Origin of the sequence: Pantoea sp. SM3, assembly GCF_000963995.1 — a bacterium.
Taxonomy (GTDB): Bacteria; Pseudomonadota; Gammaproteobacteria; order Enterobacterales; family Enterobacteriaceae; genus Pantoea; species Pantoea rwandensis_B.
The window spans coordinates 20,066-38,540 of the sequence record NZ_JZRD01000043.1; the positions used below are offsets into that span (position 1 = coordinate 20,066).

17 protein-coding genes are annotated in these 18,475 nt (G+C 53.8%); 9 read left to right on the forward strand and 8 right to left on the reverse strand.

The window, feature by feature from the left end:
• Nucleotides 1-135 precede the first annotated feature (135 nt).
• The gene (locus tag VI01_RS21880) at nt 136-1,326 is read right to left on the reverse strand and encodes a NupC/NupG family nucleoside CNT transporter (RefSeq protein WP_034825912.1); all 1,191 of its coding nucleotides are present in this window, start codon (nt 1,324-1,326) and stop codon (nt 136-138) included.
• Nucleotides 1,327-1,695: 369 nt separating this feature from the next.
• Between VI01_RS21880 and VI01_RS21885 the strand changes: the two genes are divergently transcribed.
• On the forward strand, nt 1,696-2,937 hold the full coding sequence (locus tag VI01_RS21885; protein WP_045816612.1) for an Nramp family divalent metal transporter: 1,242 nt from the start codon (nt 1,696-1,698) through the stop codon (nt 2,935-2,937).
• 60 nt (nt 2,938-2,997) lie between these two features.
• Here VI01_RS21885 and VI01_RS21890 read toward each other — a convergent pair whose 3' ends face one another.
• Together VI01_RS21890 and mgrA are read right to left on the reverse strand one after the other, a co-directional pair.
• Nucleotides 2,998-3,345 carry a DUF2502 domain-containing protein gene (locus tag VI01_RS21890; RefSeq protein WP_045816613.1) on the reverse strand — a complete coding sequence of 116 codons (348 nt, stop codon included), beginning with the start codon at nt 3,343-3,345 and terminating at the stop codon, nt 2,998-3,000.
• Nucleotides 3,346-3,504: 159 nt separating this feature from the next.
• A complete protein-coding gene (gene mgrA, locus VI01_RS21895) occupies nt 3,505-4,497 on the reverse strand; it encodes an L-glyceraldehyde 3-phosphate reductase (protein ID WP_045816614.1) in 993 nt (330 codons plus the stop codon).
• 213 nt (nt 4,498-4,710) lie between these two features.
• Here mgrA and VI01_RS21900 point away from each other — a divergent pair, with 213 nt between their 5' ends.
• Complete coding sequence (locus VI01_RS21900; RefSeq protein ID WP_045816615.1) at nt 4,711-6,366, forward strand: alpha-keto acid decarboxylase family protein; 1,656 nt, start codon at nt 4,711-4,713, stop codon at nt 6,364-6,366.
• A gap of 301 nt (nt 6,367-6,667) precedes the next feature.
• Nucleotides 6,668-7,633, forward strand: a complete 966-nt coding sequence (glk, locus tag VI01_RS21905) for a glucokinase (RefSeq protein ID WP_045816616.1) — start codon at nt 6,668-6,670, stop codon at nt 7,631-7,633.
• A gap of 33 nt (nt 7,634-7,666) precedes the next feature.
• On the opposite strand, the gene VI01_RS21910 is transcribed toward glk, so the two are convergent.
• Entirely contained in the window at nt 7,667-8,392 is a 726-nt protein-coding gene (locus VI01_RS21910; protein WP_045816617.1) for a LytTR family DNA-binding domain-containing protein, read from the reverse strand.
• On the reverse strand, nt 8,389-10,080 hold the full coding sequence (locus tag VI01_RS21915; RefSeq protein ID WP_045816624.1) for a sensor histidine kinase: 1,692 nt from the start codon (nt 10,078-10,080) through the stop codon (nt 8,389-8,391). The genes VI01_RS21910 and VI01_RS21915 overlap by 4 nt, the downstream gene beginning before the upstream one ends.
• Nucleotides 10,081-10,852: 772 nt before the next feature.
• Here VI01_RS21915 and VI01_RS21925 point away from each other — a divergent pair.
• Both VI01_RS21925 and alaC read left to right on the forward strand, forming a co-directional pair.
• Nucleotides 10,853-11,377 (forward strand): GNAT family N-acetyltransferase, encoded by a 525-nt coding sequence (locus VI01_RS21925; protein ID WP_045816619.1) that lies wholly within the window; start codon nt 10,853-10,855, stop codon nt 11,375-11,377.
• A 118-nt stretch (nt 11,378-11,495) separates the two neighbouring features.
• The gene (gene alaC / locus VI01_RS21930; protein ID WP_045816620.1) at nt 11,496-12,731 is read left to right on the forward strand and encodes an alanine transaminase; all 1,236 of its coding nucleotides are present in this window, start codon (nt 11,496-11,498) and stop codon (nt 12,729-12,731) included.
• A 40-nt stretch (nt 12,732-12,771) separates the two neighbouring features.
• Here alaC and ypdK read toward each other — a convergent pair whose 3' ends face one another.
• The 3 genes from ypdK to VI01_RS21940 all read right to left on the reverse strand — a co-directional run bounded on the left by ypdK (nt 12,772) and on the right by VI01_RS21940 (nt 15,684).
• The gene (gene ypdK, locus VI01_RS25485) at nt 12,772-12,846 is read right to left on the reverse strand and encodes a membrane protein YpdK (RefSeq protein ID WP_100701370.1); all 75 of its coding nucleotides are present in this window, start codon (nt 12,844-12,846) and stop codon (nt 12,772-12,774) included.
• 202 nt (nt 12,847-13,048) lie between these two features.
• On the reverse strand, nt 13,049-14,077 hold the full coding sequence (locus VI01_RS21935) for an HlyD family secretion protein (protein ID WP_045816621.1): 1,029 nt from the start codon (nt 14,075-14,077) through the stop codon (nt 13,049-13,051).
• A 5-nt stretch (nt 14,078-14,082) separates the two neighbouring features.
• Nucleotides 14,083-15,684: an MFS transporter gene (locus VI01_RS21940; protein ID WP_045816622.1), complete on the reverse strand. Its 1,602-nt coding sequence runs from the start codon at nt 15,682-15,684 to the stop codon at nt 14,083-14,085.
• A gap of 150 nt (nt 15,685-15,834) precedes the next feature.
• On the opposite strand from VI01_RS21940, the gene VI01_RS21945 reads away from it, so the two are divergent.
• From VI01_RS21945 to VI01_RS21965, 4 genes are all read left to right on the forward strand, one after another.
• Nucleotides 15,835-16,620, forward strand: coding sequence for an IclR family transcriptional regulator (locus VI01_RS21945; protein WP_034825209.1), 786 nt, complete (start codon nt 15,835-15,837; stop codon nt 16,618-16,620).
• A gap of 7 nt (nt 16,621-16,627) precedes the next feature.
• Nucleotides 16,628-17,080, forward strand: a complete 453-nt coding sequence (locus tag VI01_RS21950) for a universal stress protein (protein WP_038645626.1) — start codon at nt 16,628-16,630, stop codon at nt 17,078-17,080.
• Between the two features lie 9 nt (nt 17,081-17,089).
• Nucleotides 17,090-17,893, forward strand: coding sequence for a hypothetical protein (locus VI01_RS21955; protein ID WP_038645628.1), 804 nt, complete (start codon nt 17,090-17,092; stop codon nt 17,891-17,893).
• A gap of 256 nt (nt 17,894-18,149) precedes the next feature.
• Nucleotides 18,150-18,431 carry a membrane lipoprotein lipid attachment site-containing protein gene (locus tag VI01_RS21965; RefSeq protein WP_045816623.1) on the forward strand — a complete coding sequence of 94 codons (282 nt, stop codon included), beginning with the start codon at nt 18,150-18,152 and terminating at the stop codon, nt 18,429-18,431.
• Nucleotides 18,432-18,475 lie beyond the last annotated feature (44 nt).

Below are 18,475 nucleotides of genomic sequence, written 5' to 3' on the forward strand. Positions count from 1 at the left end.
GAAATTCAATATTGTGCAAAGGTTTTGCGTTTAGCGGGGAAGTGGCGATTGGCGGGGATAAGCGGGAATCGAAGTGAGATAGAACAGAAAGGCATAATTAAGAAGAGAAGGGCGAGCCGCAGCTCGCCCTGAACATCAGAAGGCCAGAACCAGACCGGCGATAGCGGCAGAAAGCACGCTCACCAGGGTTGAACCGTACAGCAATTTCAGGCCGAAGCGTGAAACCACGTTACCCTGTTCTTCGTTCAAACCTTTAATCGCACCTGCCACAATCCCGATAGAAGAGAAGTTAGCGAAGGAAACGAGGAACACGGACAGAATGCCTTCCGCATGCGGTGACAGCTGACCGGCGATTTTCTGCAGATCCATCATTGCCACGAATTCGTTAGAAACCAGCTTGGTCGCCATGATACTGCCCACCTGCAGCGCTTCGCTGGACGGCACGCCCATCACCCACGCGAACGGGTAGAACACATAACCCAGCACACCCTGGAAGCTGATGCCGAAGATCAGGTCAAACAGCGCGTTCAGGCCAGAAATCAGGGCGATAAAACCAATCAGCATGGCGGCAACGATGATCGCCACTTTGAAACCGGCGAGGATGTATTCACCCAGCATTTCGAAGAAGCTCTGACCTTTGTGCAGATCCTGCAACTGCAGATCTTCTTCGCTATCGACGCGGTAAGGGTTAATCAGTGACAACACGATAAAGGTGCTGAACATGTTCAATACCAGCGCAGCCACCACGTACTTCGGTTGCAGCATGGTCATGTAGGCACCGACGATGGACATGGAGACGGTCGACATCGCCGTAGCCGCCATAGTGTACATGCGACGCTGTGACATTTTGCCGAGGATATCTTTATACGCGATGAAGTTTTCTGACTGTCCCAAAATCAGAGAGCTTACGGCGTTGAAGGATTCCAGTTTGCCCATACCGTTCACTTTTGACAGCACGGTACCGATGCCGCGGATCACCCAAGGCAGGATACGGAAATGCTGCAAAATACCGATCAGCGCCGAGATAAATACGATCGGGCACAGAACATTAAGGAAGAAGAACGCCAGGCCTTTGTCGTTCATGTTGCCAAACACGAAGTTGGTACCTTCGGCGGCATACTTGAGCAGATGATCAAACAGACCTGCAAACCCTTTGACGAAGCCGAGGCCCGCTTCAGAGTTGAGGAAGAACCACGCCAGCAAAACTTCGATCACCAGAAGCTGAACGATGTAGCGAATGCGGATGCTTTTACGATCGTGACTGACCAGCAAGGCCAGTACGGCTACCACCACTAATGCCAAAAGAAAGTGCAAAATATGGGACATGTCGGCTCCAAATTTGAGGAGGGTTGTATTTTGTTGCGTATTCTATGTAACGCGTTACTTAAAAACGAGATCAAAACCACATTATAAGTATTCGGTATCGACAAATTTCTAAGAATAGTCTCACCGCTCACAACCTCTTCACAAAGTCTTCACAAGAAATATCCACAAAAACATTGTCTATAAAATAACCCGAGAGTAGAGTGATTCCTGTTGCAAACATTTTGGCAAGAACTGGCTTTACCGCAAGGTATAGCAATGGCTATACTTCATAGCACCATCTATTAATACGATAACTATAATCAAATTTCACTTGCCTTGAGCGCCCGCTAAGCTGCACGGGTCAACAAGCGTTAGGACAGGGTCCACACTATGTCAGAAAGTCGCACCGCTGAGCGCGCTGCTCGCGGAGCCAGAAAAATCAAGCTCGCGCTGCTGGGCCCCGCCTTCATCGCGGCGATTGGTTATATCGATCCCGGTAACTTTGCCACCAACATTCAGGCAGGTGCGGCCTACGGCTACAAACTGCTGTGGGTGGTGGTCTGGGCCAATGTGATGGCGATGCTGATTCAGCTGATGTCGGCCAAACTCGGTATAGCCACCGGTAAAAATCTTGCAGAACATATCCGCGATCGTTTTCCGCGCCCGGCGGTGTGGTTCTACTGGGTGCAGGCGGAAATCATCGCCATGGCCACTGACCTTGCTGAATTTATCGGTGCGGCGCTGGGCTTTAAATTATTACTGGGGATTTCGCTACTGCAAGGCGCAGTGCTCACGGGGGTCGCCACCTACCTGATTTTGATGCTGCAAAGCCGGGGGCAGAAGCCGTTGGAATTGGTGATTGGCGGCCTGCTGTTGTTTGTCGCCGCTGCCTATATTGTTGAGCTGTTTTTCTCGCAGCCGAAAGTGAGTGAACTGGTCACCGGTATGGCGCTGCCTTCGCTGCCAACCTCTGACGCGGTGTTCCTCGCTGCCGGTGTGCTGGGTGCCACCATCATGCCGCACGTGATTTACCTGCACTCGGCACTGACGCAACACGGTAACATTGGCAGCAAAGCGGATCGCTACTCATCAACCAAGCTGGATGTGGCGATTGCCATGACCATTGCCGGCTTTGTGAATCTGGCGATGATGGCGACTGCGGCGGCGGCTTTTCACTTCAGTGGCCACACCAGCATCGTTGACCTCGATCAGGCGTATTTGACGCTGCAACCTTTATTGGGCCGTGCAGCAGCCATTGTCTTTGGATTAAGTCTGGTGGCGGCAGGCTTGTCTTCAACCGTGGTGGGAACGCTGGCGGGGCAAGTCGTGATGCAGGGCTTTATTCGCTTCCACATTCCGCTGTGGCTGCGTCGCACTATCACCATGCTGCCTTCCTTTATCGTGATCTGGGCCGGATGGGATCCGACACGCATTCTGGTGATGAGCCAGGTACTGTTGAGTTTCGGTATCGCCCTGGCATTGATCCCGCTGTTGGCCTTTACCGGCAACCGCGAGTTGATGGGCGATGAGATGGTCAATTCGCGCCTGATGCAGAACGCCGGACGCCTGATAGTGATGCTGGTGGTGGCATTGAATCTCTATCTGTTGGTAGGTGAGGCGCTCGGCTGGTAACTCTTCGGCTGGTCAACAGGAAGAAAAGACAATCCCGGCTATTAAGCCGGGATTTTTGTATTAATGGTGGTGGTGATCATGCCTGTCATCATGACGATGGTCATGGCGCCAATGCTCACGGCGTTCCCGCTCATGCCAGCGGCGTTCACGCTCACGTTCGTAAGCCTCATGGCGACGCCACTCTTCATGACGCCACCAGCGGTGATCGTTGTAGCGATAACGGTCATTCCACCAACGCGGCTCGCGCCAGCGGCCGCCATCCCAATAGTAACCTCGACGATCGCGATCGCCGAGATGCAGCGTGACACCCGGAGCCAGCGTCAGGGTGGCACTGTTGGCTTCTGCTGTGTGCATTGCCAGGGGTGAAAGTGTTGCCAGCAAGGCGGCAAACAAAATTGCACGTTTCATAACTTCTCCTTTTCAGTGGCTTATCACTGCCACCGTTGCGCTAGTGTGCCACATCGGTCCAGTGTTGCCTTGAGAGTGAGTCTGAAAACGTTGCGGGAAATCTGAATTGAGAATTTTCTGCTGCGGAAAATACCCGGCCTGAGCCGGGTAGGTAAGCGTTTACACTAATATGTTATGAATCGCTTCGATCTCTTTAGTTGTCAGCATGGGCTGGCTTAGCATCTCAACCGCATCATCAATTTGCGCAGTTTTACTCGCACCAATCAGCACCGAAGTCACACGCGCATCACGTAGCACCCAGCTCAGCGCCATTTGCGCCAGCTTCTGCCCACGCTGTTGCGCGATGGCCTGCAGCTTACGCACTTTTTCCATCTTCTCTTGCGTCAACTGGCTCTCATTGAGGAATTGACTGCCGCTGGCGGCACGCGAATCCTCCGGGATGCCTTGCAGATAGCGATCGGTCAACACGCCGCCAGCCAGCGGAGAGAAGGCGATGCAGCCGACGCCATTATCACCTAGCACATCCAGTAAACCTTGCTCTTCCGGTGCACGTTCGAACATGGAATATTTCGGCTGATGAATCAGGCAAGGCGTGCCCAGATCGCGCAGAATGGCGATCGCTTCGGCTGCTTTATCTGCCGGGTAATTGGAAATGGCGGCATACAGCGCTTTACCCTGGCGCACCACCTGATCCAGCGCACGCATGGTCTCTTCCAGCGGCGTCTCCGGGTCAGGGCGATGGTGGTAGAAGATATCGACATACTCCAGCCCCATGCGCTTCAGGCTCTGATCCAGACTGGAAATCAGGTACTTGCGTGAGCCCCAGTCGCCGTAAGGGCCGTCCCACATGGTGTAACCGGCTTTGGTGGAAATCACCAACTCATCGCGCAATCCGGCAAAATCCTCACGCAAAATGCGACCAAAATTGGATTCGGCGGAACCCGGCGGTGGGCCGTAGTTGTTGGCCAGGTCGAAGTGCGTGATGCCACGGTCAAAGGCGTGGCGCAGGAGTTCGCGGCTGTTGTCGACACGGGTGCTGTCGCCAAAGTTATGCCATAAACCCAGCGAAATAGCCGGTAATTTCAGGCCGGTACGGCCACTGCGACGATATTGCATCTGTTGATAACGTTCGGGGTGAGGAAATACAGACATGCAGCGTTCCTGTCTCAAGAAGGGAGAAAGTGACATCAGCATAGCAGTGTATGCGTTTACACTAAGCCGAAACGCGCCGAAGATCGCAACTTACAGAATTTTCTGTCGTCGTAACGATTGCTTGCCACAAATCACCATGCGCTGATGGTGAAAATCTCGCCAATTCAGCCACATCGCTGATACTTCGATCATCCCCTTAAGAAGGAGCTGTCGATGAAAACCCTCAACGTTGGCGACTATTTACTGCACCGTTTACAGCAAGCTGGCATCCGTCATCTGTTCGGTGTGCCGGGTGATTACAATCTGCAATTTCTCGACAGCGTTATCGCCCACCCCGAGATTGCCTGGGTCGGCTGCGCCAATGAACTCAATGCCGCATACGCGGCGGATGGCTACGGTCGTTGCAACGGTGCTGCTGCATTGCTCACCACTTTTGGTGTGGGTGAACTGAGTGCGATCAATGGGATTGCGGGCAGCTATGCCGAATATGTCCCGGTAATTCATATTGTTGGCGCGCCAGCCAGTCGTGCGCAACAGCAAGGTGACTGTGTACATCATTCACTGGGTGATGGCGACTTCCATCATTTCCTGCGCATGGCACAAGAGGTCAGTACCGCCAGCGCGGTGCTAACTGCGGAGAATGCAGCTGAAGAAATTGACCGCGTGATAGCGGAAGCGCTTGACCAGCACCGGCCCGGCTATCTGCTGCTGGCGGTGGATGTCGCGGCGACGGAGATTACGGTGCCTGATGCCCAGCCCGTTGCGCCTGTCCATCAGGACTCCGCAGTTGCGACAGCTTTTGCTGCTGCCGCTGAACGCTTACTGCCTCCTGCACAGCGCGTGGCGTTACTGGCCGATTTCCTCGCTTCACGTTGGCAATTGCAATCGCAGCTATTTTCACTCCGCCAACTGCGCGCCATTCCCGCCGCCACATTACTGATGGGCAAAGGCGTGCTTGATGAGCAACAGTCAGGTTATGTTGGCACTTATGCGGCTGAGGGCAGCAGCGATCAGGTGCGCCGTGCTATCGAGGAGACGGACGTGACGTTGTGCGTGGGCGTGCGTTTCACCGATACCTTGACCGCCGGTTTCACCCAGCAATTACCTGCAGAGCGCGTTATCGACCTGCAACCGTTTCACGCCATGGTGGGGGGCGAACGCTTTGCGCCGCTTAGCATGGCACAAGCCCTCGCCGCATTATTGCCCGTTTATCAACGCCACTGCGCACATTGGGCGCTGGCTGACACCGCATCTTGCGAAGAAATTGAGCAAAACGATGATGCGGTAATCAGTCAGCGCGCATTCTGGCAGGCGATGCAGCGCTTCCTGCAGCCGGATGATATTATCCTGGCCGATCAGGGCACGGCCGCCTTCGGTGCGGCCGCGCTGCGTTTGCCGCCGGGCGCGCAATTGCTGGTGCAACCGCTATGGGGATCGATTGGCTATACTCTACCGGCGACCTTTGGTGCACAAACGGCACAACCTGGCCGGCGCGTCATTTTGATTATCGGTGACGGTTCAGCGCAGCTGACAATCCAGGAACTGGGTTCCATGCAGCGTGATGGGCAACAGCCCATTATTTTCCTGATCAATAATGAGGGTTACACGGTTGAGCGGGCGATCCATGGCGCTGAACAGCGCTATAACGACATCGCGCAGTGGAACTGGACTGCGTTGCCACATGCGATGAGCGTCCAGTGTGCCGCACAAAGCTGGCGAGTGAGCGAAACGGTGCAGTTAACGGCGGTGATGGAGCAATTGATGCGTCATCGTCGCCTGACGCTGGTGGAAGTGGTGATGGAAAAACAAGATCTGCCGCCGCTGTTGCGTAAAGTCACGGCGGCTCTGCACCAGCGCAACGGCGGCTAGCCGCTATCCGGCTTACGCTTTGTGACTTTAGACCCGGCGGCGCCTGAAATCCTTACGTACTCCCGGTACGCTCCGGTTTCTCCGCACCGTCCGTTTCCCGTGAGGCTACGACGATAACGCCTGGCGCGATTAGCCCGCAGTTTCGGAAAGTTGCCTCTATACAGTGAAGCCGCTGATTGTCAGGCTGTGGCACGCACCCGAAGTGTTTACGCCCATCGTGCTGGTGGGCGTTATTGTTTTATTGGCAGGCTCTTATATAGTGTCCTGCAATTGTTTATGACCCAAGCGGAGCAGCAGAAGAATGACAAAATACGCCCTGGTCGGCGATGTGGGCGGTACCAACGCCCGTCTCGCCCTGTGTGAGGTGGAAACCGGTGCCATCTCCCAGGCCAAAACATTCTCAACATCAGACTACGACAATCTTGAAGCGGTGATTCGTGCTTATCTCGACGAGCAAAAGCTGGACATTAAGCATGCCTGTATCGCGATTGCCTGTCCTATCACCGGTGATTGGGTGGAGATGACCAATCACGATTGGGCATTCTCAACGCGTGAGATGAAAGAACATTTGGCATTCGACAGCCTGGAAATCATTAATGATTTCACCGCCGTGTCGATGGCAATCCCGATGCTGACCGACAATGAAGTGATTCAATTTGGTGGCAAAGCGCCGGTCGAAGGCAAACCGATTGCCATTTATGGCGCCGGCACCGGATTGGGCGTCAGCCATTTGGTGCACGTTGATAAACGCTGGATCAGCTTGCCGGGAGAGGGTGGGCACGTTGACTTCGCCCCGAACAGCGAAGAAGAGGGCGAGATTCTTGAAGTGCTGCGCGCGGAGCTGGGTCATGTGTCGGCAGAGCGCGTGCTGTCAGGCTCCGGTCTGGTGAATCTCTATCGTGCCATCGTCAAATCTGACAGCCGTGAGCCTGAAAACCTCAAGCCGAAAGATGTCACCGAGCGTGCATTGAAAGATAGCTGCATCGATTGTCGTCGCGCGCTGTCACTGTTTTGCGTGATCATGGGGCGTTTCGGCGGCAACCTGGCGCTCAATCTTGGTACCTTTGGTGGCGTGTATATCGCAGGGGGAATTGTGCCGCGCTTCCTCGACTTCTTCAAAGCTTCCGGCTTCCGCGCCGCGTTTGAAGATAAAGGCCGCTTCCGTGATTATCTGGTCGATATCCCGGTGTATATGATCACGCACGATCAGCCAGGCCTGCTGGGCGCGGGCGCACATCTGCGCCAGACACTGGGTCGCGTGCTGTAATCTGTTCAGGCGAGCAGCGTCCTGCTGCTCGCTTTACAACCTCATCAACTGGCGAAACGCCTTCACCTTGCTGCGGCTCACCGGCACCTGTGCATCCAAATCGCGTAACTTCACCAGATAGGTATTGTTAAACCACGGCTCTATCTCACGAATTTTGCTGAGGTTGACGCAGTACGAGCGATGACAGCGGAAGAACAGCTGTTCTGGCAGGCGACTACAAAATTCACTGATCGCCATCGACATTACATACGCTTCGCGACGGGTATAAACAAACGTCAGTTTTTCATGCGCTTCGACGTAATAGATATCGTTGATATCTGTCACGATAATTCGCTCATCTTTCACCAGGTTAACGGTTTGCGGCGCACTTTGCTGAGTAGACGGCTGTGCGAGTTGCTGCTGTGCGCTGGCCTCCAGCTTGTTCAGCATGGTGATAATACGCGACTCATGATAGGGCTTGAGGATGTAGTCAAACGCATCCAGTTCAAAAGCATCCACCGCATGCTCTTTCCATGCGGTGATAAACACTATCAACGGCTTATGCGCAAATTGGTTGATGTTTTGTGCCAGTAGCATGCCATCCAGCGAAGGGATATTGATGTCGAGGAAAATGACATCGACGCGATGGTTTTGCAGATACTTCAGCACCTCCAGCCCATCATCAAAACAGGCTTCGATAGTGATCTGACTGTGCTGCTGGATCATCCAGCTCAGTTCTTGCTGAGCAAGAAACTCGTCTTCGACGATAATGGCTTTCACGCGCTGGGTTCCGTGATATGGCTCAACGGTGCAGCCATGCGCTGACCGTTTTTGCTCAGAGTGAAGGCAATTTCCGTTCCCGGATGATGACGAGTGATGCTCAGACCCTGGCCGGAAAGCAGCTTCACCCGATGATGCACATTAAGCAGGCCGATTTTGTTACCCGGCATCTCATCGCGTGCCACCCGGCCAATCACCTCTTCACTGATACCTGCGCCCGTATCACGCACCGCAACACGAACACTCTCCCCGAGATCTTTCACACTCAACGTCACCACACCTTTGCCACGGCAGGGCTGAATCCCGTGCACAATGGCATTTTCCACCAAAGGCTGAATCAGCAAACTTGGCAGCGTGAAGTGCAGATCTTCATCAATGTCATAAATCATCGAGAGCTTATCGCCAAAGCGCGCCTGTTCAATGGCAATGTAATCCTTCACCTGCCACAGCTCTTTTTTAATGTCGATCAGCTCGTCATCGTTAAGCTCAAGGTTGTAGCGCAAATAGCGCGACAGATTAATCACCAACTGGCGTGCCGTATCCGGATTGAGACGAATGGAAGAGGAGATGGCATTCAACGCGTTAAACAGGAAGTGCGGGTTAATTTTGCTCTGCAACGCGCGCAACTCGGCTTTATTCGCCATCTCACGTAACTGCTCTGCACGTGATACCTCCAGCTGGGTAGAGATAATTTGCGACAAACCTATAGCCATCTCTTTCAGCGATCCGGTAATACGATGCGCACGACGATAATAGATTTTTAGTGTGCCCGTTACTTCCCCTTTTTCCCAAAGGGGAATAACCAGCATCGAGTGAATATCTTTGGTGCGATGGGCTTCATCATTATTCTTAATGATGATTTTGCCGCTCGCGATTGACTGCGCGGTAGTCGGGCTGATGCCATCATCCCCATTTTGATAGTTATGCTCACCGTAACCGACATAGGCGAGAATTTGTTGGGTATTGGTGATGGCCACGGCATCGGCGTGAATATCGCTACGAATAATCGCGCATACCTGGCGCAGTGACTGGCTATTCACCTGACGAAACAGCGGCAGAGTTTTATTGGCTATCTCCAGTGCCAGCTTGGCCTGGCGCGCGGCAATCGCCTCTTTTTCCCCTTCCACGCTCTGCACTAACAGCACAATCAAGCCAATGCTCGATGCGCCGAGAATCATCGGTAAAGCGATCTCAGAAACAATGGAAAAGCCCAGTGCCATCGGTCGAGCCCATAACACAATCAGAACCATGGTGAGGGTTTCACACAGCATGCCGCCAAGAATACCGGCGCGCCAGTGCTGCTCTTTGCTCACGCGGCGATTAATGACGCCAGAAGCGACACCGGCAATGATACTGGTAATCAGGCAAGGCACGGCCGTGACACCATCCATATCGATCAGATAACGATGTATGCCCGCGATCACCCCTGTCGCGATGCCAACCCAGGGGCCAAACAGAATGCCGCCGGACATCACCGCTATCACACGCACGTTCAGCAGCGAGCCATCTACGTTAATGCCTGACCAGGTGCTAAACAGCGCAAACAACGAGAAAATCGCCGTCACCACCACCTTTTCTTTGATCGAATGCTCATCTTTTTGCAGCAGCTGACGGAATACCCGCGTGCGGGTAAGGAAGAACAGACAAATCAGCATCAGCGCAGCGCGGTCAAATACCGCCAGCAGCATGTCAAAGTGGGAAGGCAAGGGCATCTCTCGGAGTGAACCTGGGTGAGGTTATGATAAAAAATGTGATCAAGATCTGCCAGCGCCGCGACACCCGCAAAACGCTTCTCATGGTTTAGATCAATTTTCTGCCAATTTCTCCAGCATCCTCCGCGCGGTTTTAAACAGCAACGTCTTCAGCTCATGCCCAAAACAAACCAACCCGAATATCAAAGCGCTTCTACTAGCCAGCGAGTTTCTCCAGCATCCTCCGCGCGGTGTTAAACAGCAACGCCTTCAGCTCATGCCCAAAACAAACCAACCCGAATATCAAAGCGCTTCTAATAGCCAGCGAGTTTCTCCAGCTTCCACCGCGTGGTATTAAACAGCAACGCCTTCAGCTCAAGGCCAGAGCGGACCAGCTCGAAGAGCAAACGCTTCCAATAGCCTGCCAATTTCTCCAGCATCCTCCGCGCGTTTTTGAAACAGCAACGCATTCAGCTCAAGGCCAGAGCGGACCAGCCCGAAGAGCAAAGCGTCTGGGCCATGGATGGCCCAGCCGATCTGCACGGATGCGTTTTGTCTTTGCGATCGAGCTGGTCCGTTCTGGCCCTGGCACCCAACCAGCAGCAACTTTTTACCCAACTCCCAACTCCCAACTCCCTCAATCTCCTTAAATTCCCAAAAAGAGGAAAACTTGAGTAACAAAAAGAGGATTAGTTATCCCTGCGCGGAACGCTGGTTGTCAATGACTCGGTTTGCTATGTTGCCATGAGTTATTTCGCGGAGCGCAGCAATGCAACTTCTTACCCCTCGCTTGTCCCTGACACGCTTACAACCCGAAGACTGGCAAATCTTCAAAGCGGTACATGAAGATCCCGGCACCATGACCTGGGTCAGTGAAATCCCTGACGAAAACGACATTCGTCAGCGCTTTACTGAACGCCTCGCACCCTGGCAAGTCACCAGCTTCCACATGCTGTGCCTGGTGGCGCGCTTGCGCGAAACCAATGAACCCATTGGCCTGTTCGGATGCAGTGCCGAATGGCAGCCTTATCGGCAGGCCGAGGTCGGCTACATGCTCTGCCATCGTTTCACTGGAAACGGCTACGGCAGTGAAGCGCTCAAGGCACTGTGCGACTTCTTGCTACAGGCAGAATTTCATAAACTCAAAGCTCTGGTCATAGAGGGGAATTGGCCGTCCCGACGCATTCTGGAAAAGAATGGTTTCGCGTTAGAGGGCACGCTGCGGGATAATTATCTGCTAAACGACCAATGGGTAAACGATTGGGTGCTGGGTCGCCTGAATCCACAAAATTAAAAAAATATTCTGTTGCTCTCGACAATTCTGTTATCAGCGCGTTATGTTCTTTCTTCGGTCACCGCAGTGACCAGCGTCGCTCGGACGGTCCGGGCGCCTACGTAAACCAGAGGACATCATGGCTGATAACAGCACACCCCGTCGTTTCTCGCGTATTGAACGCCTTCCCCCGTATGTATTTAACATCACCGCTGAATTGAAGATGGCTGCGCGTCGGCGTGGCGAAGACATCATCGATTTCTCGATGGGGAACCCAGATGGCCCTACGCCGCCACACATCGTGGAAAAACTCTGTCAGGTAGCGCAACGCGAAGACACGCACGGTTACTCCACCTCGAAAGGCATTCCTCGCCTGCGTCGCGCCATCTCGCGTTGGTACGCAGATCGCTATCAGGTGGAGATCGATCCCGAATCAGAAGCGATTGTCACCATCGGTTCCAAAGAAGGGCTGGCACACCTGATGCTGGCGACGCTCGATCATGGCGACACCGTACTGGTGCCAAATCCGAGCTATCCGATTCATATCTACGGCGCGGTGATCGCCGGTGCGCAAGTGCGTTCCGTCCCGCTGGTGGCAGGCGTTGACTTCTTCAACGAGCTTGAACGCGCCATCCGAGAAAGTTACCCGAAACCGAAGATGATGATCCTCGGCTTCCCATCCAATCCCACTTCACAGTGTGTTGAACTCGACTTTTTCGAACGGGTGATCGCGCTGGCGAAACAGTACAACGTGCTGGTGATCCACGACCTCGCTTACGCCGACATCACCTATGATGGCTGGAAAGCGCCGTCGATTATGCAGGTGCCGGGCGCGCGCGATGTAGCGGTGGAATTCTTTACCCTGTCAAAAAGCTACAACATGGCAGGCTGGCGTATCGGCTTTATGGTGGGTAACAAAGAGCTCGTGTCTGCACTGGCGCGCATCAAAAGTTACCACGATTATGGCACCTTCACCCCACTGCAGGTTGCGGCGATTGCCGCACTGGAAGGCGATCAGCAATGCGTGCGTGATATCGCTGAACAGTACAAACGCCGTCGTGACGTGCTGGTGAAAGGCCTGCATGAGGCGGGCTGGATGGTCGATCTGCCGAAAGCATCGATGTACGTCTGGGCGAAAATCCCCGATCACTACGCGCATCTCGGTTCGCTGGAGTTCGCTAAACTGCTGTTGCAGGAAGCCAAAGTGTGCGTCTCACCGGGCATCGGCTTTGGTGACTACGGTGACACCCATGTGCGATTTGCCCTGATTGAAAACAGCGATCGTATTCGTCAGGCGGTACGTGGCATCAAAGCGATGTTCCGCGCGGATGGCATATTGCCGGGAACGGTAAAAACGCTGGAAGAAGAAGAGTAAAACTAAGAAGGGCGACTTTGGTCGCCCCGCCTGGCAGGATTTATTTGAGCATCAGCACGAAGGTGCCTACCCAGATTAACAGGAAGAAAGAAACTCCCATCAAAGCGTATCTCACAAAATGACTCCTCTGAGCGGTTACCATGCTGGTGATCCCACTCCAGCGTAACCCGAACAGAATAAGAGAAAGGTGAAGTTCATAACCGCTGCACGCTTTCTTCTCAGGTGGTTCCAAGCGAACTCAGAACAGGATCGAGCGCTAATTTACGCGCAATCGATCCGAAAATAAATAGGCCATTTCTGAGAGATTGCTCACATTTTCATCGCGCTTCAATTTCCGGTATCGCGGACATGCCCACACGCAGTTGTGCCAGATCGGGTTGGTTGGCATCCAGCACAATTTTCACCGGTAAACGCTGCACGACCTTGGTGTAATTACCGGTGGCATTGTCCGGTGAAATGGCGGAGAAGGTCGCGCCTGTCGCCGGTGCAATGCTGTCGACATGACCGGTAAAGGTCTTGCCAGGCAATGCATCGACTCTCACTACCGCTTTCTGCCCTGGCTGGACATCTGCCAGTTGAGTTTCAAGATAGTTGGCGGTGATATAGGTTTGCTGTAAGGGCACCACCGCCAGCAAACGGGTTCCGGCGCTGACGTAAGCGCCCAATCGCACCGAACGCTGACCCACCATACCCTCTACTGGTGCCACAATCCGCGTGTAAGAAAGATTTAATTTCGCCTGATCCACGCTGGCCTGCGCCGCCGTCACATCGGCTTCTGCCTGACGCACGGCCGCTTGCAACACGCCAACCTGTTTCATTGCGGCTGCCAGCGCCGCTTCACTCTGGCGCACCGCAGCGGATGCTGAACGCTGAGTTGAACTGGCTTTCTGCTGCTCATCAGCAGCAATAGTGCCGCTTTTATACAGCTGGTTATAACGCGCCGCACTCTGTCCGGCATATTGCGCTGACGCCTGGCTCGCCGCTAAGGTCGCTTTGGCTTCATCAATCGTTGATTGCTGCTGCTCCAGTTGAGCCTGGCTGCTCAGGCGTTTGGCATCGCTGACCTGCAAATTCGCCTGCGCCGTTTCCAGCGCCACGCGGTAATCGCGATCGTCCAGTGTGGCCAGCAGTTCGCCCGCTTTTACTCGCTGGTTATCCTGCACATTCACACTGGCGATATAGCCGGACACTTTGGGTGCCACCAGAGTGTAATCCGCATTGACGTAAGCATCATCCGTGCGGTGATCATTCCCGGTCATTGATGACCAGACAAAAAAAGCCATGGCCAGTAACACGATTAATAGGGCACTCAACAGTACTGTTCTTTTCAAAGCAAAAGCTTGCATATCAGTTATCTCGACGTCGTCGTAACAGGTTGAATCAGGGTTTGTGGCGGCCAGACACGTTTTGGCAGCCAGGCAGTCAGCAATAGCAGCAGGGCAGCGAAGCCAATCAGCATCTGATAACAGTCACTCAGGCTAAGCACCATCGCCTGATGTTTCAGTAACGTTGCGAAACCGCTAAGGTTCTCTGCGCTACTGGCGCTGCCATCAGGTAATAAAGGAAAACTGCTGCTGGATTGGGCGCTGCTGGGCGCGGTCATCAGCCAGGGGCGACTGGCGGCATTGCCCACCAGCACGCTGGAGTGAAACTGTTCCCGGTGACTGATAAACCATCCCACCAGGGTGCTGGCGGCAATGCTCGAGAAGCCGCGCACTGTATTAAACATCGCGGAGGCAAAAGGGCCTTCCGGTGGCGCAACCACGCTGGTCGCACTCATCAATACCGGCAAAATCACCATCGGTTGACCGAAGGCCTGCAAAATCTGGATTAGCCAGAAATTTTGCCGCGCCCAGTCGCTGGTGATATGCATGCCCACCAGGCAGGAGATCACCAGCAGCGCCACGCCAGCGGTCAGCATCCAGCGGCAATCAATCCAGCGGATATTCAGCAGTGCCGCCACCAGCGGGGCGATCAGTAATTGCGGCAAGCCGATGGTTAACGCCAGCGGCGCAAACTGTAGCGTGCGAAATCCCTCCACCTGGCCAAGATAAGCTGAAGGCAGCGCCGATCCGGAAAGTGACAAAATCAAGACACCTGCCAGCGCCAGCAATCCGTGCGTGAGATTGTGACGACGCAGCATCTGGAGTTTGAACAGTGGCAGCGGGTGAAACCATTCATTAATAAAGAACACAGTTAGCAATGCCAGCGCGCTCAATAATAGCGCCGCAAACAGCGGTGAACTGAGCCAGTCGAGACGTTCGCCCTGCGTCAGCGCCAGAATCAGCAGTGCCATGCCTGAGCAGCCGGTGAGCATGCCGAAAAGATCGATCTGTTTGAAACGCTCGAAGCGCAGCGGGTCTTGCGGTAAGCCCCAACCAATCAGCAGCATGGCGATCAGCATGCTGGGGATGACCTGCCAAAACACAAACATCCAGCTCACCTCATCGGTCCAGAAAGCGGCGAGCGTGGCGGCGAGATTGGGACCAAAGGTGGCGGTCAGCGCGTAGGCACCAAGGCCATAAAGCTTGATCGGCGGCGGCAGAAATCGCAGTGCTACGGTCATGAGTAACGGTGGCAATGCACCGCCAAACAACCCCTGCATCACACGCAGCGCAATAAAGAGTGTGGCGTTCGGCGTTAAAGGCAGCAGTAAACCGCACAGCATAAAGCCAGCGGAAACAACCAGAGCAAATCGACGCAGGGAAAAGGTCACGGCAAACCACGGTGCGATCATCATCGCGGCCACTTCTGCGGCCTGATAAGCGGAGATGATCCAACTGCCTTGATCGTAGCTAATGCCGATAGCGGCACGGATATCCGCCAGCGCAATATCCGTCACGCGGTCATTTAATCCGGAGGTGAGCGCAGCAATCAGCACGCCAACCAACCCCAGCGCCAGGCGCAGGGTAAACGGATGGGGAGCCGGAGCCGCAACAGGCTGGGCGTTCATAGCAGGTGTCTCGTTTTATTATTGATGCAGTGTATTGCGATGTGATACATGTCGCATCTTACATCTCGGTATGATGTATTGCAATGTGATACAGGGTGTAAAAGTGCGGTCATTCGCGCTAAAGTAGGGCAGGCCAAAAAGGAACGCACAATGGTTGAACTTCCCTCAAGCCGTGAGGATGAAAAAGCGGGTGGCATTCAGGTCATCGCGCGTGCGGCAAAAATTCTGAATGCGCTGGGTGAACATCCGGGTGGCATGAGTCTGGGCGAAATTGCGCAGGTGGTCGATCTGCCACGTTCAACGGTGCAGCGTATTATCGCCGCACTCGACAGTGCGCAACTGGTGCGCAGCAGCGGGGCAGGCGGGCTGCGTCTGGGACCGGCTCTGCTCAAACTAATTTCCAGCGTGCACAGTGATGTGGTCGAAATTGTCCGGCCGTTTCTGGAACAACTCTCAGCCGATATTAACGAGACCGTCTCGCTGGCGCGCGCCAGTGGCACGCAGTTGGCGATTGTTCACTATGTGGTGGCATCCCGGGAATTGCGCGTGGTGCCACGCATCGGATTGAATCTCCCGCTCTATAGCACTTCAGGCGGTCGCGCACTGCTGGCACTGGAAAGTGATGAAGATGTGCGAGTGATGGTCGGCGAAGCCTATAAAGAGTTGACCGAAATGACGGTGAAAACCCTGCCGCAGCTGCTGGAGCTGATTGCTGAAGTGCGTAACAGCGGTCTGGCCATCGATCGTGGCGAAACGCTGGAAGGCATTTCCACCATGGCGGTGGCGATCGACACGCTGTTTGGTCGCTTCTCCATTTCGCTGCTGGTGCCGACGGCGCGTTTTCATAAACAGGAAGCACGCTATCGTGATGAAATCATGAAATGCAAAGAGGCGCTGATTCGCGAAATTGGCAAAATGACCGCTGTGGAAGGATAACCAACTGATGAAAACCTTGCTGATGGCCATCGATAACTCACCGGTGGCAGAAAAAGTCATCGCGTTAACTATTGAACAGGCGCTGGCACAACAGGCTCAGGTCACGGTGTTGTGCTGTGTCGATCCCACTTATTCCTCCTGCAATCAACCGATCGAAATCGATGCGGGCGAAGATCCGGATGATTTCGTCGCGGCAAAAGATGAACAAAACACCGCTGAAATGGTGGTGCGCCACGCCCTGGCACCGCTACTGCGTGCCGGTGTGGCTGCCAAAGGTTTGATTCTGGCCGGTGAAGCAGCGGAAACCATTGTGGCACAATCCAATGCATTGAAGGCCAGCATGATCATCATCGGTCGCCGTCATCTCTCTCCTTTCAATCGCTTACTTAAAGGTTCTGTGAGTGCGGCTGTGATTGAGCGCGCCAACTGCCCGGTTCTGATTGACGTTCGCAAGGATTAATCACGCTCCATGTTTTCCCTCTTACCTATCACGCTGGCGGCGTTTGCGCTGCTGGCGGTGATTATCATCGTTCTGATTCGCACCACCGCACTGCGCTTATGGCAGGGGCTCGTGCTGTTTTTACTGCCACTCGTATTGGCGAATATGCTGTGGTTCAGCTGGTTGCATCCACGGCAGGAGCGACAGGCGCTGGAAACCGAGGTGGCAAACCAATTAAGCCTCGCGCCAGGCTATCGTCAGTTAAAAACACAGGAGCCAGCGCTGTGGCAAATGCTTAATCGTGAGTTGCTGCACAAGCGTATGGAAGGGGTGCCTGCGGATCAGGCACTGGGCGAGTTGCGTGGATGGTTAATGGATCTGGTAAATCAGCGTATGGCGCGTGCAGACGACGAAACGCTGCTCAATTATTTGCGCGTGTCAGTGCAGGAGATGCAGGCACTGCAGCAACCGGAGCCACAACGCTGCTTCCGCTTCCTTTACCCGCAGGTAAATGGCGGCATCAATTTGCAACAAGCGCTGTCACCAACGTTATACCAGCGTGATGCACAGGCGTTAGATTTGCTCCTGCAAAACAGCACCGGCGAAGAGCGTCCGATTGATCAGCAGGGCGCACAACGTGATTTGCAAAGCGTCGTGGAGAAACTTTACGGCAAGTGGGGTGATAAACTTCAGCAACTCAACATGCCTGCTGATACTGCCGTCGATCGCAGCGCCATGTGTGCCATGTCGATTGATCTTTACAGTGGTATTCTCGCATTGCCTGCCAAACAGTCCGCCAACCTTTTGCGTAAAATGGTCAGCCTTACCGGTTAGGTTTACGCGTAAAAAAAAGCCCGCTCAGCGCGGGCATAATGGTCACTTTCCGTTTGTTTTTCTCGTGTCACCTGGTGTGGTGCAGACTTCGTGCTGTCTGAAAGCATCATGGCATCGGTTAGGTGATATGAAAAACCGTTTGGTTTTATTGATTTGATTGGTAAAAACTTTTTCAAAATGACTATTTCGCGCCAGTTTCCTATAGATGCGTGCGGCATAGGCATTTAGACTGCTTCGCCTGGAAGAGGACACCCTAATGAAAAAAATGCTGATTAGCGCACTCGCGCTTTTTATGCTGGCCGGTTGTAGTGTCAGCAAACCCGGTGGATTTGAACGTGTCGATGAAGATAAAAGCTCAAATACCGTGCAATATCGTTATGACCCGCAAACGTTTAATAGAGATGCGATGGAAGTCGATCTGGCGAATTATTGCAACCAACGTGGATTTGATAAAGTGGAATCGCTGCCGGCACAGGACAGCCATCTGCCCGGATTAAAGAAAGCCTGGTATCAATGTAATTACGCGGTAAAAAGCTAAAAGAAAGGGCGGGATAAATTCCTAATGCCAGTCAGTTAAGCCTG